Here is a 21,941-nt window from a genome sequence, read left to right as displayed (position 1 = left end):
CCATCCCCCCGATCTCTCCAGCGCGTTCATCAAAGTAAAGTTCATCAGGCGGTGAAAAAGCTGGTCGATGACGTGCGCCCCAAGACCGACGGCATCGGAAAAGGGCGAAAAAGCGAACCGTCGTGAATTGGACGGGCTAGGGAGACGTTCGAAGCGGAGAAACTGCTCTTGAGCGGGAAATAAACGAGGTTTAGAATTAGTTTTCACTCCACCGCTGAATCCTCTTGATTTCGCCGGCAACTCGGGTCGATTTCCTCCGGAGGAATTGTTCATTCAGTGAGGTTTTAGCTGGCCGGAGATATCGCATTGACGACCGCGAATTCGGCATCGGCCGAAACCCTCCCTCGTTTGTCGGGGTAATTTTAACAAGCGTGAACAGGGGAAGTTTTCTCTGACGTCATTTCCTCCGGAGGAATTGACCAATTCCTCCGGAGGAAATGACCAATTTTAAGAGATTGGAAGGGATATGGGTTGAGCTGGCAACGAGATTTTTGATAACAGCAAATGGTGAAAATCTCCCACGTTTTTTCTCAACTTGCTCCAGGAGATGTTCGCAGAGGAAAAACTGGTCTTGGATGTGGAACGAGCCTGGTTGGGACATAGTTTTCGGTGGACCGGTAATCCCCACGACGATTCCGTCGCCAACGTGGGTTCCGTCCTTACATCTTTCTATTTCCTCCGGAGGAATTGTTATGTTCCGCCAACTGCCAAGGGCCGCGATCCATGCGCTTAATCGACCTGGAAATTGTCATAGACGTCGTCACCGGGACGAATAAATCGAAATCACCCCGAGGGGTTCGTAACGAAGTCGCCAAGCGACGCGGATTAGGCCGCAGCATCGTCACCGACGCCATTCGACGGGTCGAAGCCAACATGGGCGTTTCGCTTTTCGAGTCAGACTCCGTGACCTTAACCCCATCGGGTAAGGCCATGGCCGACCATGGCCCCCCATTTATCGAGACGCAGCGAATCTTTGTTGAATTTGTCCAAAAAGGACACCTCCGAGTTCGTTCGGAAAATCCGAACAAATGGAATGCGCCGTGAAGCGCAATTTTCCTTATCCTATTGGGGCTGGCGCAGGAGTCTGACGCGAACAGCGAAGAAATCTGTCGCCTCTGTTTGCGAGACGATTTTCAATTTCGACCAGCAAGCTCACCTGCCGTCGTCCTCGCATTCCTCGCCACCAGGCCCGCCAAAGTCGCGCTGGGAGACACCTCATTGTGCGGAATCATGACGTAGGTCCATAACGTCGCGCCCGTGTCTTTGGCGTGCGCATTGGCATAGCTCACCCATTTTTCGGCGGCGCGCGCCTTGGCGAGTACGATAGGATCAGCCATTTCATCGGAGCGTTTGATCTCTATGATCAATTTGCCGGCCGTGGTCTCGACGACGAAATCCGGCTCATATTCATGGCCGCTCGCATATTCGATCCGGAATTGGCGAACTCCCGGCTTGATCCACCGCACCACCGCGCTTTCACTGACGCTATCGATCAGGACGGCAAATTCCCGCTCCTGTTCCGACTGAAATCGCTGATAGGGGTAACAACATTTGTTGAAGCCGCCGAAAACAAATTTCCTCGTATCGCCGAGCGGCGCGACCGGCATACGAAAATTACGGACGGATTCGGCGCCGGCCACGTTGAATGCCTGCGGCTTCAGAAGTTGAAAGCCACGGGCTACGCGCGCCTCATAATCCGTCGGCGTCTCCCACATATGCGCCTTCATTTGCTCAAAAATAAACCGCGCCAAATCCTTGCCATGAACCAGCAAGACATTCTCGATCGCGTCGTCGTCCGACAAATAAGTTTTTAGGCGTCCGAGAATCTGCCCGGCGAGCTTGAACAGCAGGTCCGACTGCGCATCGTAGTCGATCTGCGGAAAATCGACCAAATGCCGGACCAGGTAATTTTCCAGTCGCTCTTCCCTGACGCCCTCGATCGCGCGCGCCAGAAACACCCGCGTTTCGTCCCGCAAATGGTGGATCATGATTTCATCGTCGACGGGCTGTTTCGCGATCGAAGCCAACCCTTCGAGATCGAAGTCGCGGAAGCCGAACGTCACCTCGCGCTTTGGCAGCACAATGATTTCCGGAATTTCGATGGTGAATTCGGCGACCTGTTGAGCCACTTTGGCGACCACCTTGGCGACGTCGAGCGACGGCGTCACGTCGAGCTCTTTTTGCACCGGCTGCAAAACCGCCTTGACATCCTCGACGATCCGCGCCCGCACCTCCGGCTCGTTCAGCTGGCGCAACCCGCTCTTCAATTCCCTCTCATAATGGTCCCGAATTACGCGGATTGTGATTTCCGCAGTGGATCGCTCCTCCGCCGTCGAAAAAACGAAAGGCCCGGCACTCGCCGAACCTTCCTCAAATCCGCCGCCGGTTAGCGCGGTCTCATAATTGGCCTTGGATTCCAGGACCACGGCGCCTTGCGGAGAAATGTCCCCGCCTTCGCCAACCAGCACCGCTTTGCGAATGGCGACGATCGAGTTTGGATCTCTCGCGGCGCGGATGACTTCGTCAAACCGGTCGTGGGCGATCACCGTCAGCGTGTCCACCGCATCGACGCCCGTCCGAAAGCCATAGGGCAAACGCAAACCTCTACCCAGCGTCTGTTCCGTCAAAATATCGGACGCCGAAGCGCGCAACGGCACGATCGTATAGAGATTCCGAACGTCCCAGCCCTCTTTCAGCTTGTTGACGTGGATGACGATTTCGGTCGTTCCATCCTGTTCAAGGGCGAGCAGCCGCTCCGTCGCTTCATCGGTTTCTTCGCCTTTGGTTCCCGAATGGACTTCGATGACGCGGCCCTTGTAGCGACCGTTGAAAAAGGCGTCTGCCTCCACGATCTGGCGGATTTCTCCGGCATGTTCGATGGTTTGGGCGACGACGAGCATGAAGGGGTGAACCTTCGGTCGCCCGGTTGAGCGCGCGTAAATATCGAGCTCGGCCTTGACGTTCTCATGGCAATGAACGCCGTCTTCAAGCTTGATCCGCTCCAATTGTTCCGTCGTGACGGAATCGGGCCGAAAATCCTTTCGCGTCGCCACCGCGGGCTCTTTGACGAAACCGTCGGCCATCGCATTGCCAAGCCCATAATCAAAAACCACATTGCGAAAGGCGGTCGATTTGGCGCCAACGGTTTTGGGCGTCGCGGTCAATTCCAGACCCATCACCGGCTTCAATTCCGCCACCGCTTTCATGCCGGCCTTGGCGCGGTAGCGGTGCGCCTCGTCCATCAGCAGCACCAGATCGGGCAGGCCGGCGAGATAGTCGAAATAGCTTTCGCCGATATATTCGTGCAGGCGCTTGATACGGCCCTGCTCCTTGTTGATCTTGTCGACATTGAAGACGTTGATGCGCACCGACGAGGCCTCGCCGAACAGATCGCGCCCCTGGCTCCAGTTCTCGCCGGTGACGAGATAAGGGGCGTTTTGCGCGAATTCGGCGATGCCCTTGAAAACGTATTTTTCCGTGCCGGCGGTGAAATCCGCGACCAGCTTTTCGTAGATGGTGGTGTTGGGCGCCAGCACGAAAAAGTTGCGGCTGCGGCCCGACAGGAAGAGGTATGTGATGAAGGCGCCCATCAATCGCGTCTTGCCGACGCCGGTCGCCAGCGCGAAGCAGAGCGATGGAAATTCCCGCTCGAAATCCTCGACCGACGGATAGAGCTTTGACACCGCCTCGAGCGCGGCGACCGGATCGGCGCCCTTCTCGAACTCCAAGGCCGACAAGAGGTTGGCGAGAATGTCGAGCGAGTCCGCTTGCGGCGAGCGCAACGAAAGCCGCGCCTTGATTTGCGAGCGAAGCCGCTGGTCGCTGGTCGCGTCGAGCATTTTTTAGGCCTCTTCGACATCAAAAAGGGATGGCTCCGCGCGCGAACCGGTCTTCTTTTTCCGAGTTGTTGGCGCCGTATGATCGACCGGCGTTTCTTCCGGCTCGGCGGCTGTCGGCAGGTTGCTTACGCGGAGGGAATAATCGTCGCGGCCCCATTCGCATTTGGAGAGGACCGCCAGGGGAATCTTCTTGATCGTCAAATTCTCGAACGCGCCGTCGGTCGCATTGAACGCCTTGCAGCAGATCAGAAGCGTGCGTTTTGGCCCGACTTCCTCGGAGAGTTTTTTCAGCGCGTCATGGGTCAGCGATTGTGTCGTGACATAGATGAAGTCGGTTTCGGTCGAATGGCCGTGCCGCCAATATTCGGCGGCGTCCTGGCTCGGGGCATAGGTGAAGCCCATCAGCTTGCAGACCGCTTCGGCCAGCATGGCGGCGTTGAATTCCTTGGCGATCACCCAATTGTCGTAGCGGTCTTTGGCGAGCAAAGACGGCGCGAGGCGGAAAAATCGGAATCCGCCGCCGCCGCTCCAATCGGCGGAGTCGGTGATGCCGCCCTTGTCCTCGCCATCGATGACTTTCTTCAGGCGCGGCACGATGTGAGTTTGAGCGTGATCACCCAGTTCGACCATAATCCATTGCCGTCCCATCTTTTGCGCAACGGCGCCGGTCGTTCCTGATCCGGCGAATGAGTCAAGGATTAGATCGCCCGGTGAGGATGCAATGGTTAGGACCTTTTCCAGCAATCGTTCTGGTTTGGGCGTGTCAAAGGACGTGTCACCCGGAAACAAGGCTCGCATTTCATTTTTGGATGTTCGGTTGCTTCCGACATCCAATTTTGACCAGAGGGTGCGAGGAACGAGATCAGCAACTTCCGCCAAGTACCTCTTTATGCTGGGACGAGCATCTCCCTTCGGCCCCCACCAAATGCGCCCATCTTCATTGAGCTGTTTTAGCTTCGCCTCGGAAATGCGCCAGTATCGGCCAGGAGGCGGTGAAAAAGTTCTGCCAGTCGGACCTTCAACTGAATAAAGCCCCTTGGAGTACGGTTTATTCGCGTACGGATCGCCCGGAATCCAAGGACCCCGTTCGTCATTGTCCGGATTGGAATAAATCTCGTTCGACTCATCCGTTCTCGGCAACCTCTTCGGCACCCAATTTGGTTCATTTGAAAAAACAAGAATATGATCGTGATCCGTCGAAAACTGACGCGCAGAATTACGAGGTGAGTCGGCCTTTTCCCATATTAAATTCGCGACAAAATTCTCTCGTCCAAATATTTCATCGCACATCACTTTTAAATAATGAGACTCGTTATCATCGATAGTTATCCAAACCGAGCCGTCATTTGTCAACATACGTCGGAGCAAAACGAGACGATCACGCATCAAAGACAGCCAGAGAGAATGCTCAATGCCGTCATCATAATGCTCGAAGGCGGAACCGGTGTTGTACGGTGGATCAATAAATACGCATCTTACCTTTCCTGTAAAATCCGTCTCAAGCGCTTTCAGCGCGAGCAAATTATCTCCCTGGATCAGCATATTGTCGAAAATGTCGCCCACGCGCCGCGCCGAGGCGTGATGCGACAGATTCGGCTCTTCGATGAGAATGCGCGGCTCCAGCCGAGGGCGTTCATCCTTGCCGATCCAAGTCAGTTCCAGGCGGGTTTTCCTACTGCTCAACGGCTTATTCCTCAAGAATCGTTCATTCTGGCTTCATCGGGGAGGGTCGCCCTGATCGTAGCCGCGAGTTTCGCCGATGCCGCATCCGGCTGATCACTATCCCATATCACGGTCACAAGATGGTTGGTGTCGAAGTGGACCCGGCGTTCATCCCACTCCTTTTTTCGACATGTGTAGATGACCGGACGTCCCAAACCTTCCGCGAATCCCGCCTCCCAATAGGCGCCATTATTGGCGTGAGTGAGATCGGCAATGACAAAACGCGACGTGCGAATGACGACGCGCATCTGGTCGTCGATAAGACCGGCCGGTTGTCCGTCGGTTAAAAGGCGCAAGTCGAAGCCGGCTCTTTGAACAGCGGGCCTGAACGAATTGTCGACCATCTGGGTAAGATCGTCGTCGCCGAATTTCATCGCCATGAATGCCGCCCGGCTTTCGATTCTCAGGCGGCGTAATTCCTCAAACCGGCGCCACCCGGCGAAATTCAATCCGGCCCGGAAAACGCCATCCGAAGAGCTGGAGGGTTCGAGGAAATTTTTTACCTCGGGTTGCCGAATTAGCCACCAAAGTCCGTCGTAAGCGCCCGGCCGAACGATCGCGGCGCCGATCCACGCCGAAAGTTCCGCCTGCGAGACATGAAGGAGGACAGGCGGAGTTATTTGCCGCTCCCCGATCCATAAAACAAGGCTGTCAGCTTGTTCGGCGACATTGGGCAATGGGTCTTCAAGGCGAAGACTTTGAAAGGTCGTTTCATAAATATCCAAAACGCGGCCATCGCGAGGCTGCATTCGCCGTAGGCGATGGCTGAATACCGATCTCCGGTGCACAGACCAATTTTCGGTCGACAAATCGCGTATCGTGCCGCAAAGGACGAATGTTCCACATCGCGGGCAAATGATTTGCTGACCCTGCAATGGCGCAAAATCATTCTGGGAACTGGTCTCGCCGCAAACCGGACAATCGCTCATTTTGCCTCCGAGAAATCGACTTTCCCATCCGATCACGCCGATGAAGGAGGCGTTGATGGCGGTGGCGTTATTCCTTCACGATATCGTCGGGGCCATTCCCTAGAAGTCCGGAGGCGTCCCTTTCTTCCAAAGCCAGTTTCGGCGTTGCGGATTTCACCCTCTTTTCGACCTGCTTGATGTGCTCGTCCGCCGGAATGTTTTCGGGCAAGACGCCGCCGATTCGCCTGATCGCCTCCCGCACTTCCTTGCCAACATCCTGATGGGTGCGAATGGCCGCGCTTTGCGACTTCACCTTGTCCCGGGCCAATTTGTCGCGGGTCTGAGTCATGCGGAACTGGTTCGCGGCCAGTTCCGTCGCGTTCATGCGATCCATCAGGGCGTCTTTTTCGGGAATGCCTTTTTTTACCTTGATGTCTTCATTGCCGAGACCGCCATACAGGCCCTTGTATCCAGCGTCATGGAACACGCCGAACATGCGGTTTTCGACACCTGCTTGTCGCGCCGCGCCCGACAGGGCCTTGAACTCTTCGCCGGTCTGCTTGCGTATTTCGAGCCGTTCGACATTGGCGGCCAGTTCGTCCGACAACTCCTGTCGCCGCGCCTGAATAGCGAAATATTCCTGCGCCCGGGCGATTTCCGGTTTTCGCGGATCGCCATTCTGGGCAATCAGGTAACAGGCGAAGCGGGAAAGGTGATAATTATCTACGACCTGAATGGCGCCCTTGCCGCCAGGGATCGGTTTGCCGGCGCCGGCAAAGTGATAATCCGCCTTATTTCCTGAGGCTTCGCAGGATTCCATGGCCCGTTTGACGGCGTCGTCGAACCGCCGCCATTGGGCGTAGCCGAGCAAGGGCTGAAGGTCGCGCGCGCTCCAATATTCAGCGCCGTGCTCGTTCCGTTTTTTGAGGCCTTCGAAAGATTGTGACCCAAGCGCGGCCAACGGCGACTTTGTCATGAAAATCCCTGAAACGACTTCGCTGATAATCGCGAATCAGGGCGACGGCGCCCTTAAAACCCTATTATATCACTTCCCAGCGGATCGTCATGACCGGCTCCATCGATGGGGTGATGTCGAGCGATTTTGCAATGGCGTCCAGCCGGCTTTCGACTTCATTGCGGATCTCCTTGCGCCGACGAAAGGTGTTGAATTTCAACTCGTCGAGATCGTCTTCCATTTTCCTGACGCGACGTTGTTCTGCGATCTTCTCCTCGAGCGGAATCGCGCCCTTCTCGCGCAGCGCGCGCCTCGCCGCCTTTATTGACCCATCGAGTTCGCGCTCAAGAATTTCCTCGGCCTTTTCGAGGTCGTCGGCAAAGGAATATAGTTTGTCCGTCTCCTCATCGAGCCAACGGCCATTTTCCTCCTCGGCTTCCTCAAGTTTTTTTGCGCGCACCGTCTGTTCAAGCGATTCGAGGTCCGCCGAGACCAAATCGCCGGATTGATTTCCACGAGTCGCGGGGACAAAAAAAAGACGGTCGATCAAATCCGCATCGAGAATCTCGCCGTCATCCGCCAAGGCCGCAATAACCAAGGATTCGCGTTCGTCCAGCACAGCCGTCGCGACGCGCAATACAGATATTTTCAGCCAGCCTTTCCGGCCTTTCAAATTTTCGACATCGGAAAGCCGCGGGAAGCCGGCGGAGCGGTAGGCTTCATAGTCGAACTTTAGCTCACAAGGCCCAAGCGACCGCGATTTGGCGAGGTCGACGATGCTTCGGGCCAGGGTTCCCTCGGAAAGGCGGAAAAACTGCCAGCCTTTTTCATCGGCCAAAGGCCATTCGATTGTCCAGGTGCGGCCATCAAAATCGAAACGCACCCCGTTCGTGGTGTGAAACTTCGCCGCCGGCAATTCGGCGCGCGCGACCGCCACCAGTCGTTGGCTAAAAGCATCCAGGGTCGCGTCGATCTCGTTGCCGCGACGTCGCAAGCGCGCGACCACGTCGCGGTCCATATGGTCGAACAGCTTTTTCCGCGCGTCCGACATGTCGGCGTCGATCTGGGCCTGGAGTTTTTCTTCAAGCGCCTTGAATGCCTCTTCGACCTCCTCGTCGTTGCGTCCGCGCTGAACGGCCTCAACCACCTTCCGCTCGAAATCGATGCCGCTTTCGATCACGCCAAGGACATCGTCGCTGGCGCCAAAAACGCCCGTAAAAAGTTTGAATTTGCGATCCAGCAATTCGTAGACGCGCTGTTCCGCTTTGTTGCGCAGGTTGAGCATGTTGACGACAGACACGTCGATCTTCTGGCCATATCGATGGCAGCGGCCGATGCGCTGCTCGACTCTTTGGGGATTCCAAGGCAAATCGAAATTGACGATCAGAGAGCAAAACTGGAGATTGATTCCTTCGGCGCCGCTCTCCGTCGCGATCAAAATGGTCTTGGCCTCGCTCTTGAAGGCTTCGACGACAGCAGCTTTCATGTCGGCAGATTTGGCGCCTGAGACAACATCCGTTCCCTTGTGACGCCGGAGCCAATCCTTATAAAGCGCGGCGCTGTCCGGATCGGCGTTCGAACCATTGAGCAGAACGATGCGGTCGCCATAGCCGTTTTCGGCGAGCAACGCGGCGAGGTATTTCTGGGTGCGGACGGACTCGGTGAAAATGACAGCTTTGAGCTGGCCGCCGCGCGCTTCGATAGCGTCGAGAACCTCTGGTAAACGCGCAATGAGTTTTTCGCCTTTGGCGTTGGCGCCGATCGATTTGGCGAGGACGAGATATTGCTCAACCTCGAAAATTTCGGTTTCCAGCTTTTGGACTTCAATCGCAGCTTGAGAGCTTCCGTCGTCATCGGACGCCGGGTCGACGGCTTCATCATTCAAAATCGCCGCTTCCGCGATTTCTTCCGCCAGTTCGTCGATATTATCGTCGTCATCCAGATCCGCCGCTTCGACGTGCCTTTTCGATCGAAGCCTGTTCAGCACCCGCTCCAGAAACCCGGTGATCGCCGCCACCGACGAGCCCAGGATTTTTCGCGCCTGTATGATGACGAGTTGATTCGGCTTTAAACCAAAGGCGATGGAATCCGGGCGTTGCAGGAAGGTCGAGACCTTTTCATATAATTCGGTCTCGCGATCGGACGGCTCGAAATCAAAGGTCGTCGCCTCGCGCTTCGTAAATGCGACATGGCCAGCTGCCTGCACGTCCCGTCGAAGGTGGCGCTTGTAGATTGGCAGCAGACGCTTGCGCAGGCTCGCCATATCGACCCCGTCCGACCGGCTGCCGGCATACATGATCTTGAACGTTTGCTGGTCGCCGAAAAAACGCTCATCGACCATTGAAACAAGGCCATAGAGCTCCATCAGATTGTTTTGCAGCGGCGTCGCGGTCAGGAGAATTTTGAAACGGTCCGCCAAGGCGGCCTTCAGCTCCTTGGCGCGCGCAGAACCGGCCTTTCGATAAACATTGCGAAGCCGATGGGCTTCATCGAAAACAACAAGATCCCAGGAAACGAGGCGGATGTCGTCTGCGCGCCGCGCGGCGAATTCATACGACGTGATGACTACGGCATCCGTCCGATCGAAGGGACGGCTGACGCCAGACTTCTCAGTTTCTTTGGCGGTCTTTGCGTCGAGGATGATGCTGGTAAGGCCGAATTTCTCGGATAATTCCTGGCTCCATTGCTTTCGCAAGGACGCCGGAACGATCAGCAAAATATGGCGCCGCCGCTCCGCCCACCGCTGCGCTATAACAAGGCTGGCCTCGATGGTTTTTCCCAGACCGACTTCATCGGCGAGGATGCCGCCGCGCGCGATCGGCGAATGCAGCGCGAATAGCGCCGCCTCGACCTGGTGGGGTTTCATATCGACCCGCGCCGTCGACAGACTGGCGGCAAAAGCATCCTCGCCATGTCCCTTTAGGGTCAATCGATGCGCCAGATATTTGCTGTGCCAATGGGTAAATGAAGCTGTCATGGTGTGAGTCTGCGCGATTCGGCCGGAATCCGGGAGGAAAAATTGAATTTTACCCAGAATATCGCCGGCATTGAGTGCGACGAATTCTGACCGACTGAGAGGCATGGACAGATTGTGGCGGCGTCGGCGAGTTGGCATGTCCTCGATTTCAAGTGTGGAGAACGCTTCCAAGCGTTCATCTTGGCGCTGCTGACGGGTCCAAATCCGGATTATGCGGATTAGGCCCGCCGGCTTGTCGGCGCCGGTAATGACCCCGAAAGGCGTCGTCGCCTTCTTCGACCAAGCCCTGTTGAATTAGGTCTCGACACGCCCGGGAAACTTCCCAGGGAATTTCATCGAGCTGCATCGCGACAGCTCGATAAGACCGCCAATCCTCATCCAGAATCGCAATCACACGCTCGCGCAGGCCAGGATTCAAATCCTCCGGCTCACGGTTCCCCTCAGAATAGCTGTCGCACCACAAAATGGCGTTGTGCCAGATGATGAAATGGCTCTTGCAGCCGTTTTCTCGCCAGACTGACGGGTAGAGCGTGACGCCTCTCGCGGATCGGTAAAGCGACCAGGCGGCCCCAGCGCGTTCGTCGAGGTTGATTGTCAGATGCTCGCCACAGCCGTCGGGACAGCAGATGACGAAGGATCGATTCCTGGCGCGGATCACGATCGCGCTGTCACCCGCAGCGGGAGTGAGGTCGTCGGCCTCATGCCGATTGGCAACCTCACCTTTATATGAGGTCCGTCGCGCGGGTTCTTTATGGATGTGCATATGCAGCTCGATATCGTCAGGTGAGTGAAAGGGAGCGGGTGGAGCCGCGCGCAAATCCGCCGTAACGGGAGCAGACGATGCAGCGCTCGTCGGCGGTCGCCGTGATGGAGCGGATCGTTCCTGCGATGCCGTCATAGCGCTGATAACGCGCCTGCCCTGGAACGCGTGCTACGGCGGACAGGAACATTGTCACTGCAAGCGACGCCATCGTGCTGTTAAGGGATATCACGGCTGCCTGTGGCTCACCCTGGCCGGTGAAATAGGGATCGGCCGCCTGCTGCTCCTGGGTCATCGACTCGCGGCGGATCGCGTCGGCGCCGATCGCGCCGCAACACCAGAGGCAGGGCAGGCCAGGCGCAAGCATCTGGGTTCGCCCGACGATATGCTCGATTCGCTGGTCGCTTGTGACGATATTGACGCCGAGATCGACACCAGGGATGAGCAGCTGATAGCAAAGCTTGGAGACGGCGGCGCGGCTGGTGTGCGAGTCGGTGCAAAGGAAAATGAACTGGACGCCGGCAAGCTTTTCCAAAACGGCCTCGCGGGTCGCGTCATCGCAAATCGGCTCGACTTGCGCGTTCTCGGCAACGCTCAAAATCATCCGACGTGCGATATCGACTTTTGCCAGACCGACATCCGCCGCGACCGCTCCGACCACCCGGTTGCGGTTGGTGGCGGCGAGAAGCTTTGGATCAACGAGGACAAAGTTCCGGACGCCCAGATAGGCGAGTTGCTGCGCGACTAGCGAACCGGTGCCGCCCAGGCCGACGATCGCGACTTTGCAATTGGCGATAAGGCGGTGCCCCGCGGCGCCAAATGCGCGCGCTTGGCGATCAAAGATTTCTTCGATAGCGGCGGAATACGACGGATCATTGAGCAAATGGCGCCGAATCGTGGAGCCCACCTCGACAATGTCGACAGCCTCATGCTTTCCGATTCTGCGGCCAAGGACACCGCTGCGGGTCAGGAGCGCGGAAAAAGGCTCGAGGCCCGGCAGCTTGGCGTCCAAATAGGGCGCGAGCGCAGCTTCGCCGAGGTCGTCCATCACTGAAAAGGTGGCGTCCTCAAGCTGAGCATGGCTATGCGACAAGATGAGGCGCGCGCGCCGCTTTCGCGCCTGCTGGACCATCTCAAAGAGAAAGGCCGGCGTCAGCTGTGCGGCGATTTCCGACCGAGTCGCATAAGCATCGACAGGAACAATTCCGCCATCGTGCACGAGAACCCGATCATGCGGCGCTGGATAGGCGAAGAAAACAGCGCAGGTTTCGTGTTGCGTCGACCACGCCGCGCGCCGATATTCCGCGAGCAGCGGCGATGGAAAAACAAGCTCGGTCACGTCGCGCTCCAAAATCTAGCTGCGATGCTGGCCATCCACGACATGAGTGTGTCGCGGCTTGGATTCCAGTTGTTGTGGACGTGCCAGGAAAACCAACGAAGGTTGGCGAGCGAGGTTTCTGGAATTGAATTCAATGCGCTGTTGCGCGGCTCGCCGCCGTTCGCGAGGCGCAAATCGCCGTCAGCCCAAAAGCAGTCTGGATTCGCATAGGGATAATTAACGGGCGCGAGAAACCGGATCGTGGATTCGGCACTGCTCCAACCCGGCGGTAAGACGAAATTGGGCACGGCGATCAGAGCGGCTCCGCTAGGAAGCCGCTCCAATGTGGCGCCCTTGAAGCGCGCCATGACATCAGCGAATTGAACCGCGATCACGGCGCAACGCTTCCGAACGTCGCCGGGGGAACGGCGGTGAAACGCATGGCGCAATGAGGGTCCATATGGATCTTCTCATCATCACGAACCAGGCGGTCGGGCTCCTCGCCGTGGCCTTCAAGCTCAAGGCCGTAGCCTTGGGGAAAGTCTTTAGCGCCCGCCTTGATCTCGGCTCCGGTCAGCACAGCGCAATGGGTCTCGAACTTTTCCTTGCCGACGTAAAAGATAAAGACCGGATGACGCGCGGCTTCCAGCTCCTTTTCCGCGATGCGGAGGTTGGCGCGGCCCAGCTCTTCCAGTTCGGCAGCTTCCTTGATCTCGGTTTCGGCGCGCTTCAAATTCTCGAGCGCCTTCTCCTCGCCGACGAAGCTACCATCGCGGTCATCCTCGCGGGGGAGGTCCTGTTCGTTGATCATAATTCGATCCTCTAGTTGACGGGGTCGATGACATGTGATTCGGTGTGTTTCACGAAAGAGACGTTTAACATAAGATACAAACTGTCTTATGAATAAGACATACCGCAGCGGGCCGTCCTCTGTCAAGCTGCGGAGACGTTCATCCGTCCGGAACATCAATGACCGTTAAAATTGAAGAGCTTGGCCGTTTGATTGCCCGGAAGCGCGGATCGCGCGGCGTCCGTGCCGCGGCCGAAGACGTGGGAATCAGTTCGGCGACGCTTTCTCGCGTCGAAAATGGCCACATGCCGGATCTCGCGACCTTCGCCAAAATCTGTAAGTGGCTGGAGAGGGATCCCCGCGAGTTTCTCGGCTTCGATGAGCCGGAAAAGGTGCCCCAAATGGCAGTCGCCCATTTCCGCAAAAAGAAAGCCGTGTCGATGGAGACGGCGGTGGCGCTTGGCGAACTGATCCTTGCTGCGCAGAACGCCTTGCTCGCGCGCAGCAAGCTGATCGAGTAAAGCGTTGCGCCACGGCTTTAAAGCTCAGGCGGAGCGCCTGTCGATCTCCGTTCGCGAGGATTTGGGGCAGGGGCCGCACGATCCGTTGGCGGTAGAGCGATACGCCGAGCGCCTTGGCGTGGTTATTCTGACCTTTGCCGAGCTGGAGATTTCCGCCGCGTCCAAAAAGCAATTGTTGGTCGCTGACCCCGAGAGCTGGTCGGGGATGACGATCAAAATAAATGGCCTAAACGGCGTTCTTGTAAATCCTGAGCACGCGCCAGAACGGTGGCCCAATACGATCATGCACGAATTGGCGCACATTAGCCTGGGACACGTCGCGACCCGCGTCGACGTTGGTCCCGACGGCATCCTGCTCGTCAGCGACTTTTCGCAGGATGACGAAGACGAAGCCGACTGGCTAGCGGGCGCTCTCCTTTTACCAAGAGACGCCCTGCGTCATTTCCGTGGTCTGGGCCAAAGCGCCGAAGACATCGCGCGTGATTTTGGCGTTAGCCGACAGCTTTGCGAATGGCGTCTGCGGATGACCGGCGTCGATATTCAGCTTCGACGAGGAGGGCGCCTCACACGCTAGAGGCAACACCGCCCATTCGTGCTTGAACCCAGTGGCATCGATCTTAGGACCGCGATGAATGGCGTTCGCGCCTAGTCATGCGTGCGAATGGTAGGATAGTGCTAGCGCGACGGGCACCCAGCCACCGCCTGACCCCCACCGAGACCGACGACTGCGGACGAATCTTTCCGCACACGTCCAAGCGCGTACAGAGCCGTGCACACGCGTTTTATTTGACGGATATTTGACGAGTTTCACCAAAAAATCGCTAAGTCATTGATTTGATGGCGCACCCGAAGGGATTCGAACCCCAGGCCTCTGCCTTCGGAGCTCTTCCATTCCCTTGGCGGCGCAGCCGCCATCGCTGACGCCGATGCGTTTCGCCATATCAATTGAATTGTTGGGAAAAAATCTTGCGTGCGGGCGCGGACGGGACCATGCGATTTTGAAAGGCGGTCGCTCCGAATTTGGCGCGAGAGGGCCATTTTGAGGTAGTTGATAACTTTTCGCACGAGCAAGCGCCAGCCACCCCGATCATTTGCGAAGTCGTGGCGCACGACGTTTCGCCTGCGGCTTTTTCCCTGTCGTCGCCGCCAAGAGTAGCGAATTAAGCCGGATCGGACGAGCGGGAACGTGTGAAGTTACGTTCGCGATCGTCTCGATGGCCTCTCGTTTGAGCGGGTCGCGCGCCCGGTCCATGTAAACACTCGAGTTTACGCCTTCCTGCGCGTGCCCCAGCAATTCGCAACGGACCGTGATGTCGATTTTATTATCGCGCAGTTCGGTATTCATCGTCTTGCGCGAAGAATGCTGCGTCTTCTTGTTCTCCCGCGCTTCCGGGAGAGCCCGGTCCAAAATGGGAACGAATTTTTTGTTCAAAAGCGAACCGATCGAGGTATTGGTTCCGCGCAAACGAAGATCCGGAAACAGTTCCTTAAATCCGAGCTGTTTGACCATCTCATAATACTCGCGAAAGCCAAGGCGCAACAATTCGGAATGAACAGGGACGCGGCGCGCTTCGCTCTTTATGGTGCGCATCCAATTTTCCTGGATCGTATAAGATGGGACTTCGGACGAAAAGTCGACCTCTTCGATCAGAATTCCGCAAGGCTCTTCCAGCCGCCCTCCTCCATAACGAGTAAAAAGAGGCACCCAGTATGTGCTGTCGTGCGCGACTTCCGGCGCCGTCCAGGTTTCGTCGGCAAACAGAGTCTCGTAGTCGTCCTCGGTGAACGCCGTTCGTTTCGCGTTGGCTTTACGTTTGTCCTTGGGTTTGAGGCTCTTGATCTTGTCCGGGTTCAACGCGACTGAAATCTCATGGTCGTCGAGGAAACGCAAAAAGCTTTGAAGACAGGTCAGATATTTGGTGATGGTGCTCCCTGCCCGACCGATTGGCTTGTTTTGCTCCTTCGCTAGCTTGATCGCCTCCTCGAATGATAGCTTCCAGTCGGCCGGGGCTTTCCCATAATATGTCGGCAGATCCTTGAGAAGTTGGCGCAGTTCGACCGCGTGGTTCCTGGCCAACACGCGAACGTCGTCAACGCCGATCATTTTGACGAGGATTTTTCCAAGGAACATGTAAGTCTCAGCGCTGTCGCTCACGTCCTGATCGCCACGCTTGGTGACTTTCCAATTATCCCCCACCTTTTCTTTGATCATCGCGGCGATTTGGCCCGAGATCGTATAATCGACGTCGGTCTTCGGCGCTGACGCGGGCGGAACCAAAGTCGCCGACACCGGCGCCGGAGGAAGCGTCGGCGAATTCGCGGCGTGGCTGAGCCCGGGATCCGCCATAGCCGACATCTCGAAAAGCGGCGGGTAGCGCCGAGCGGTGTCCGCATAGGCGGTCGCGGTGGCGCGCATCCAAATGCTGCGCACGAGATCGATAGTCTCGTCATTGGCCCCGACGCCAAGCCCGGCCAATACCGTGCGGAAAATGTCGTTATCCGGGCCCAAGAGACCGGCTGCGCCGGTCTCCGCAATCCGGCCGTCCGGCCCGAGCCGAGGCACCATATCGCGGAAATGGGAGATTTTTTCCTTGATCTCGTTGACGTCGTGTTCGGAAAAGCCCGAGTGGAGAAGGGTCAGCTCGTCGCCGGCTGACAGCGCGGCGGCGGGACCGCGCGTCGCGATCGTCGCATAAACAATCGAAAACTGCTTTTCGCGCCTGATTTTCTCTTCGACAGGCTCGGCTGATGCCCCCCTGTCGGCGTCGGCATGCGCGTCAACTCGCGCATAGCGTTCCAAATTCTCGGCTTGCGACTCGACGAAAAGCTTCAACAACTCGGTTTTTTTGGCGGCGTCCAACATGCCCAATTGCTCCAGACGATCCGCCTCGACGCCGACACGCAACGCCAGGACGCGGGCATGGCGGGGATCGCGGATCTTCAAACTCAGGTGTAGATAGAGCGACTGGGCGCCACGTTCAAGCTTTGTTCTGCGACGCCACCAATAGACGCCGCCGCGCCGATAAACGTTCTGACACAGGCCCATGCCGATTCTCCTGGCGACAGGCGTGTGCGACAGCTCTGGGTACAATTGCTCCGGCTGCATCCCAGCCAGGAACCGTCCCCATGAGGAATTACAAGGAGTTAGCGCGCAAAAAACGCGTTTTGGCTGGGGCGGGAGGATTCGAACCTCCGTATGGCGGAATCAAAATCCGCTGCCTTACCGCTTGGCGACGCCCCAATAGTCCAACCCGACAAACACAAAACCTGGCGGATCTTTGGGGTCGGACCATAGTCACCGCAGCGCCCATGGGCAAGCGCGACGACGGCTTTTTTGTCCGCCTGCCGCAAATTCGCCGTTTCTCCGGCAAAAGTTGACGAATCGCCCCAATTGGTGAAGTTTTTGTCGGGGCGCGGCGCCTCCCCTGCCCTGTATTGCCTGAAAAACGCCTCTGAAGACACGCCACTGAAGCCACAAGGAATTCGTCATGTTCAAGACTCTGCGCGCCATCTCCGCCGTCGCCTTGCTCGCTTTCGCCGTTCCCGCCCTCGCGCAGGCGCCGGCGACGCCGGCCCCGGCCAAGACCGCCCCGGCAAAACCTGCGGCCGCCGCGCCGGCCGCAGTCGCCGCCAAGGCGGACCCGCTCGACATCAATACCGCCAGCGTGGAGCAGTTGCAGGCGCTCAAGGGCGTCGGAGACGTCCGCGCCAAGGCGATCGTCGCCGGGCGCCCCTACAAGGGAAAGGACGAATTATGGCAGAAGAAAATCGTGCCCAAGGGCGTCTACAAGGGCATCAAGGACCAGATCATCGCCAAACAGTAGTAATCTCGCAAAGTGAGCGCGCCGTCGTTTGATGGCGCGCAGATTCCGCGCCCGATAAAGCTCAGCGCTCGTAAATGATGCGGGCGCGCAGGGTTCCATCGAGGCGCCTAATTTCCTCCAGCACCTGCTCGCAATCCTCGCGGGTGCCGTCCGCCTCGATCACGACATAGCCGACCTCGCCGTCCGTCTGCAGGAACTGCGAGGCGATATTCATGCCCCGGCGCGAGAAAATATCGTTCAGTTTCATCATCATGCCCGGCACATTGCGATGGACGTGCATATAGCGCGTGCCATTGGGACGCGGCGGCAATTGCACCTGCGGAAAATTCACCGCGCCGAGCGTCGAGCCAATGTCGGAATAATCGATCAGCTTGCGCGCCACTTCCGCGCCTATCCGCCCCTGCGCCTCTTCGGTCGAACCGCCAACATGCGGCGTCAGGATGACATTCTCCAGACCCTGCAACGGCGATACGAATTTATCCGCATTGCCCGCCGGCTCCTTCGGAAAGACGTCGATGGCGGCGCCGCGCAGATGCTCGTCCTTGAGCGCCCGCGCCAACGCCTCGATATCGACCACGGTGCCGCGCGCATTATTGATGAAAAAAGCGCCGGGCTTCATCGCCCTGAACTGCGCCTCGCCCATCATGTTTTCGGTTTGCGGAGTTTCCGGCACATGCAGGCTGACCACGTCGGCCTGGGCCAGCAATTCGTTGAGCGTGTCGCAGGGTTCGGTATTGCCGTGGCGCAATTTGTCGGTGATGTCGAAAAAGATCACCTTCATGCCCATGCTCTCGGCGAGCATCGACAATTGGCTGCCGATATTGCCATAGCCGACGATGCCGAGCGTCTTGCCGCGCACTTCCAGACTGTCGTTGGCGCTCTTGTCCCAACCGCCGGCATGGGCCGAAACCGAGCGCGGAAAAATCCGGCGCAAAAGCATGACGATCTCGCCGATCACCAGTTCCGCCACCGAGCGGGTGTTGGAGAAAGGCGCGTTGAACACCGGAATGCCACGCACGCGGGCGGAATTGAGATTGACCTGATTGGTGCCGACCGAAAAACAGCCCACCGCGATCAGCCGGTCCGCCGCCTCGAAAACCTCTTCCGTCAGTTTGGTGCGCGAGCGTATGCCGACGATATGCACGCCCTGCAACGCCTCGCCCAGAGCCTCGCCGTCGAGCGCCTTGGTCAGGCGAGTGACATTGGGATATCCGGCGGCGGCAAAAAGCTCCATGGCGCTTTCGTGGATGCCTTCGAGCAGCAAAACCTTGATCTTGTCCTTGGGAAACGACAACGCGGAATTCATGAGTCACTCCTTGAGCGGCGACGACGGGCGCCGCGCGCAAAACTTCAGCCTTTGCGCGGAAAGGTCAGATTTCTTGGATCTTGGTTCAGATTTTCTTGGATTTGAGCGGAATGGGCTGCGGCGCCCCCGTCTCGTCATGGATGGAAAAGCGGAAGCGACCGGATTCGTCGCGGTCGACGTGGTAGGAAAGCCGGTCGATGATGCGGTTGTCGCGGTCGAAGGCCAGGATTTTCGGCCGCATCGAGGGGATTTCATCGGCCTCGACATAAATCGAGCTGCAAATGATGATCTGGTCGCCGGGCTGGCAGGTGCGCGCCGCCGCGCCATTGAGGATGCAGCAGCGCGAGCCCCGTTCACCGAGGATGACATAGGTGGAAATGCGGGCTCCGGAATTCTTGTTCCAGATTTCGACGAATTCGAGCGGCAAAATCCCCGCTTCCTCGCAATGATCGGGGTCGAGCGTGATCGAGCCGTGATAGTCGATATTGGCGTCCGTCACATGAATTCCGTGCAGTTTGGCGCCGACAACCTTGCGCATGAACAATCCTTGCAGCTGGAGGAAGCCTCAGCCATTTGCGCGCTGCATAGCGTTTTTTGGAAAAATTGGCCAGACTTTCCGCCGCTGGGTCAAATCGCCAATAGTCTGACTTCCTCGAAGAACCGGCGTTTTTCGCGGAAAGACGCCGTCTGCTTCCTGAAATCCTGCTCAGTCCGCCTTGAAGTCCAAAGCCACGCCATTGATGCAATAGCGCAAATGACTGGGCGGCGGGCCGTCTTCGAAGACATGGCCCAGGTGGCCGCCGCACTGGCTGCAATGGACTTCGGTGCGGACCATAAAAAAGCTTACGTCGCGGCTGGTCTCGACGGCGCCCTCGACGGGGTCGAAAAAGCTCGGCCAGCCGGTGCCGCTCTCGAATTTCTTGGCCGTGCGGAACAATTCCTGCCCACATCCCACGCAGAAAAACGCGCCGGGGCGTTTTTCATGATTGAGCGCGCAGGAGCCCGGCCGTTCGGTGCCATGGCCGCGCAACACCTCATATTGCTCGGGCGTGAGCCGCGCGCGCCATTCGGCGTCGGTATGGGCGATCTTGAAGGTTTTCGTCGTCATGCGCGCCTCCGGGAAGGGGAAGGCGCTATAGATAGGGGTTTTTTGCGGCGCGACAAGAACGGGGCCTTAGTCACTGGCTTCCGACGAAGGCGATGGCGAAACCATCCCACCCCTTGGCGCCGACGGTCTGGATCGCCGTGGCGCTGAGCCGGGCGTCGCCGGCCAGATCGTCGTAAAAACGGCGAATGCCCTGGATGTCGGCGCTGTCGCTGTCGGCGTCAAGAACCGCGCCGTCGCGCACGACATTATCGACGACGATGACCGCGCCGACCCGCGCGAGCTTTATCGCCCATTGCAGATAGTCGGGATTGCCACGCTTGTCGGCGTCGATGAACACGAGATCGAAGGCTCCGCCGCCCTCCCTGGCGAGAACCGGCAGGGTTTCGAGCGCCGGCCCGACGCGGATTTCCACCCTTGCGCTCAAACCGGCGCGCTCGATATTTTGACGCGCCACCTCGGCGTGTCTGGGCAGCGCCTCCAGCGTGACGACAAGGCCATCGGCGGGCAGCGCCCGGGCCAGCCAGATGGTCGAATAGCCGCCGAGCGTGCCGATCTCCAGAACCTTTCGCGCGCCGACCATGCGGGCGAACAGCTGCAAAAGCTTGCCCTGCGCCGGCGAAACGTCGATCGCCGGCAGGCCTGCGGCTCTGTTGGCCGCCAGCGCCGCATCGAGCGCGCTGTCGGGGGGAACGAGACGCCCGACGATATAATCGTCCACGTCATTCCAGTTCGGCTGATCCATGGGCTGCGCTTCCGTTTGCGGGGGTTGCGCGAGTTTAGGGGATTTTGGCGGGGCGGCAAGCAGGGGGGCGGCCCAGCGCGGCCTGACAATGACGGCGCCACGCGTCTGATTTTAAAACGATCGAATCGGATATCTAAGCCGCCACTGTTTTTTTGCGGCATAGGTGAGGAAACCTAGGCAACGTCAGCGGGACCCGGAGCCGGGCTTTGGCGCTGCCCGGCCATTGCCCCCAGCTTGACGCCATGTTCCGGGCAGGGCACATGACCTGCGACTTAAGGCGCGGCGCAGGCTGGCCTCCTCGCGCGGCCAGGAAAGAAATCATGATCAATTCCGCCCTGATGAATGTGATGACCGCCGCCGCGCTCAAGGCGGGGCGCGGCCTCAAGCGCGATTTCGGCGAAGTCGAGAATTTGCAGGTCTCGGTCAAGGGGCCGGGCGATTTCGTCACCATCGCCGACAAGAAGTCCGAAAAGACCATTTTCGAGGAATTGTCGAGGGCGCGGCCCGGCTATGGCTTCATTCTCGAAGAGGGCGGAATCGTCGAGGGCGCCGACAAGAGCCATGTCTGGCATGTCGATCCGCTCGACGGCACCACCAATTTCCTGCATGGCCTGCCGATCTTCGCCGTGTCGATCGGGCTCGAGCGCGACGGTCAGATCGTCGCCGGCGTCGTCTATAATCCGGCCAACGACGATCTTTTCGTCGCCGAAAAGGGCCAGGGCGCCTGGTACAACAACCGCCGCATCCGCGTCGCCGTGCGCCGTGACATGGCGGAGGGGCTGATCGCCACCGGGATTCCGCCGCTCGCCGCCGCCGGCATCCATCCGCGTTTCAAGGCCGAACTCTCGATCGTGATGACCCGCGCCGGCGGGGTGCGCCGGCTCGGCGCCGCCTCGCTCGACCTCGCCTTTGTCGCCGCCGGTCGTTTCGACGGTTTTTGGGAGCGCGGCCTCAAAAGCTGGGACATGGCGGCGGGCCTGATCCTGATCCGCGAGGCCGGCGGCTACCTCTCCGACGCCGATGGCGGACAGGATTTTCTAAGAAACGGCTCGGTCTGCGCCGGCAATGAATATATCCAGAAGCAATTGCTCGATTTGCTGAAAAAGGTTTGATTTGGCGATGGAGGCGTTGATTCTGACCGCGCCGCTGCAACTGCCGGAGTGCGCGCGCC

General features: G+C 58.2%; 19 protein-coding genes and 1 tRNA gene. 5 read left to right on the top strand and 15 right to left on the bottom strand.

Annotated elements, in window-relative coordinates; all coding sequences use genetic code 11:
- Window positions 1-723: 723 nt before the first annotated feature.
- The gene (locus tag QZY01_RS12365) at window positions 724-1,044 is read left to right on the top strand and encodes a hypothetical protein (protein WP_294537567.1); all 321 of its coding nucleotides are present in this window, start codon (window positions 724-726) and stop codon (window positions 1,042-1,044) included.
- A gap of 89 nt (window positions 1,045-1,133) precedes the next feature.
- On the opposite strand, the gene QZY01_RS12360 is transcribed toward QZY01_RS12365, so the two are convergent.
- From QZY01_RS12360 to QZY01_RS12320, 9 genes are all read right to left on the bottom strand, one after another.
- Window positions 1,134-3,839, bottom strand: a complete 2,706-nt coding sequence (locus tag QZY01_RS12360) for a DEAD/DEAH box helicase family protein (protein WP_294537566.1) — start codon at window positions 3,837-3,839, stop codon at window positions 1,134-1,136.
- A 3-nt stretch (window positions 3,840-3,842) separates the two neighbouring features.
- Complete coding sequence (locus QZY01_RS12355; protein ID WP_294537565.1) at window positions 3,843-5,522, bottom strand: site-specific DNA-methyltransferase; 1,680 nt, start codon at window positions 5,520-5,522, stop codon at window positions 3,843-3,845.
- An 11-nt stretch (window positions 5,523-5,533) separates the two neighbouring features.
- Entirely contained in the window at window positions 5,534-6,490 is a 957-nt protein-coding gene (locus QZY01_RS12350; protein WP_294537563.1) for a hypothetical protein, read from the bottom strand.
- 67 nt (window positions 6,491-6,557) lie between these two features.
- Window positions 6,558-7,445, bottom strand: coding sequence for a DNA damage-inducible protein D (gene dinD / locus QZY01_RS12345; RefSeq protein ID WP_294537562.1), 888 nt, complete (start codon window positions 7,443-7,445; stop codon window positions 6,558-6,560).
- Between the two features lie 64 nt (window positions 7,446-7,509).
- Window positions 7,510-10,401 carry an SNF2-related protein gene (locus tag QZY01_RS12340; protein ID WP_294537560.1) on the bottom strand — a complete coding sequence of 964 codons (2,892 nt, stop codon included), beginning with the start codon at window positions 10,399-10,401 and terminating at the stop codon, window positions 7,510-7,512.
- Window positions 10,402-10,576: 175 nt separating this feature from the next.
- Window positions 10,577-11,164: a DUF6527 family protein gene (locus QZY01_RS12335; RefSeq protein WP_294537559.1), complete on the bottom strand. Its 588-nt coding sequence runs from the start codon at window positions 11,162-11,164 to the stop codon at window positions 10,577-10,579.
- A gap of 16 nt (window positions 11,165-11,180) precedes the next feature.
- Window positions 11,181-12,512: a ThiF family adenylyltransferase gene (locus QZY01_RS12330; protein WP_294537558.1), complete on the bottom strand. Its 1,332-nt coding sequence runs from the start codon at window positions 12,510-12,512 to the stop codon at window positions 11,181-11,183.
- Window positions 12,497-12,874: an E2/UBC family protein gene (locus tag QZY01_RS12325; RefSeq protein WP_294537557.1), complete on the bottom strand. Its 378-nt coding sequence runs from the start codon at window positions 12,872-12,874 to the stop codon at window positions 12,497-12,499. Before QZY01_RS12325 ends, QZY01_RS12330 begins: the two co-directional genes overlap by 16 nt.
- Window positions 12,871-13,290: a hypothetical protein gene (locus tag QZY01_RS12320; protein ID WP_294537556.1), complete on the bottom strand. Its 420-nt coding sequence runs from the start codon at window positions 13,288-13,290 to the stop codon at window positions 12,871-12,873. Before QZY01_RS12320 ends, QZY01_RS12325 begins: the two co-directional genes overlap by 4 nt.
- A 158-nt stretch (window positions 13,291-13,448) precedes the next feature.
- Between QZY01_RS12320 and QZY01_RS12315 the strand changes: the two genes are divergently transcribed.
- Together QZY01_RS12315 and QZY01_RS12310 are read left to right on the top strand one after the other, a co-directional pair.
- A complete protein-coding gene (locus tag QZY01_RS12315; protein ID WP_294537554.1) occupies window positions 13,449-13,790 on the top strand; it encodes a helix-turn-helix transcriptional regulator in 342 nt (113 codons plus the stop codon).
- A 4-nt stretch (window positions 13,791-13,794) separates the two neighbouring features.
- Window positions 13,795-14,364 carry an ImmA/IrrE family metallo-endopeptidase gene (locus QZY01_RS12310; RefSeq protein ID WP_294537553.1) on the top strand — a complete coding sequence of 190 codons (570 nt, stop codon included), beginning with the start codon at window positions 13,795-13,797 and terminating at the stop codon, window positions 14,362-14,364.
- Between the two features lie 513 nt (window positions 14,365-14,877).
- On the opposite strand, the gene QZY01_RS12305 is transcribed toward QZY01_RS12310, so the two are convergent.
- Together QZY01_RS12305 and QZY01_RS12300 are read right to left on the bottom strand one after the other, a co-directional pair.
- On the bottom strand, window positions 14,878-16,836 hold the full coding sequence (locus QZY01_RS12305; RefSeq protein WP_294537552.1) for a hypothetical protein: 1,959 nt from the start codon (window positions 16,834-16,836) through the stop codon (window positions 14,878-14,880).
- 120 nt (window positions 16,837-16,956) lie between these two features.
- Window positions 16,957-17,031 (bottom strand) — tRNA-Gln (locus QZY01_RS12300).
- Between the two features lie 247 nt (window positions 17,032-17,278).
- On the opposite strand from QZY01_RS12300, the gene QZY01_RS12295 reads away from it, so the two are divergent.
- Complete coding sequence (locus tag QZY01_RS12295) at window positions 17,279-17,614, top strand: helix-hairpin-helix domain-containing protein (protein WP_294537551.1); 336 nt, start codon at window positions 17,279-17,281, stop codon at window positions 17,612-17,614.
- A 61-nt stretch (window positions 17,615-17,675) separates the two neighbouring features.
- Here the strand turns inward: QZY01_RS12295 and serA are convergent, their stop codons facing one another.
- The 4 genes from serA to QZY01_RS12275 all read right to left on the bottom strand — a co-directional run bounded on the left by serA (window position 17,676) and on the right by QZY01_RS12275 (window position 20,770).
- Entirely contained in the window at window positions 17,676-18,920 is a 1,245-nt protein-coding gene (gene serA, locus QZY01_RS12290) for a phosphoglycerate dehydrogenase (RefSeq protein ID WP_294537550.1), read from the bottom strand.
- An 85-nt stretch (window positions 18,921-19,005) separates the two neighbouring features.
- The gene (gene panD / locus QZY01_RS12285) at window positions 19,006-19,458 is read right to left on the bottom strand and encodes an aspartate 1-decarboxylase (protein WP_294537549.1); all 453 of its coding nucleotides are present in this window, start codon (window positions 19,456-19,458) and stop codon (window positions 19,006-19,008) included.
- Window positions 19,459-19,626: 168 nt separating this feature from the next.
- Window positions 19,627-20,028 carry a peptide-methionine (R)-S-oxide reductase MsrB gene (gene msrB, locus QZY01_RS12280; protein ID WP_294537548.1) on the bottom strand — a complete coding sequence of 134 codons (402 nt, stop codon included), beginning with the start codon at window positions 20,026-20,028 and terminating at the stop codon, window positions 19,627-19,629.
- A 70-nt stretch (window positions 20,029-20,098) separates the two neighbouring features.
- The gene (locus tag QZY01_RS12275) at window positions 20,099-20,770 is read right to left on the bottom strand and encodes an O-methyltransferase (protein WP_294537547.1); all 672 of its coding nucleotides are present in this window, start codon (window positions 20,768-20,770) and stop codon (window positions 20,099-20,101) included.
- Between the two features lie 320 nt (window positions 20,771-21,090).
- Between QZY01_RS12275 and QZY01_RS12270 the strand changes: the two genes are divergently transcribed.
- Window positions 21,091-21,882, top strand: coding sequence for an inositol monophosphatase family protein (locus QZY01_RS12270; protein ID WP_294537546.1), 792 nt, complete (start codon window positions 21,091-21,093; stop codon window positions 21,880-21,882).
- Window positions 21,883-21,941 lie beyond the last annotated feature (59 nt).

Origin of the sequence: uncultured Rhodoblastus sp. (assembly GCF_903903185.1) — a bacterium.
Classification (GTDB): domain Bacteria; phylum Pseudomonadota; class Alphaproteobacteria; order Rhizobiales; family Beijerinckiaceae; genus Rhodoblastus.
This window is presented reverse-complemented; position numbering and strand designations above follow the sequence as displayed.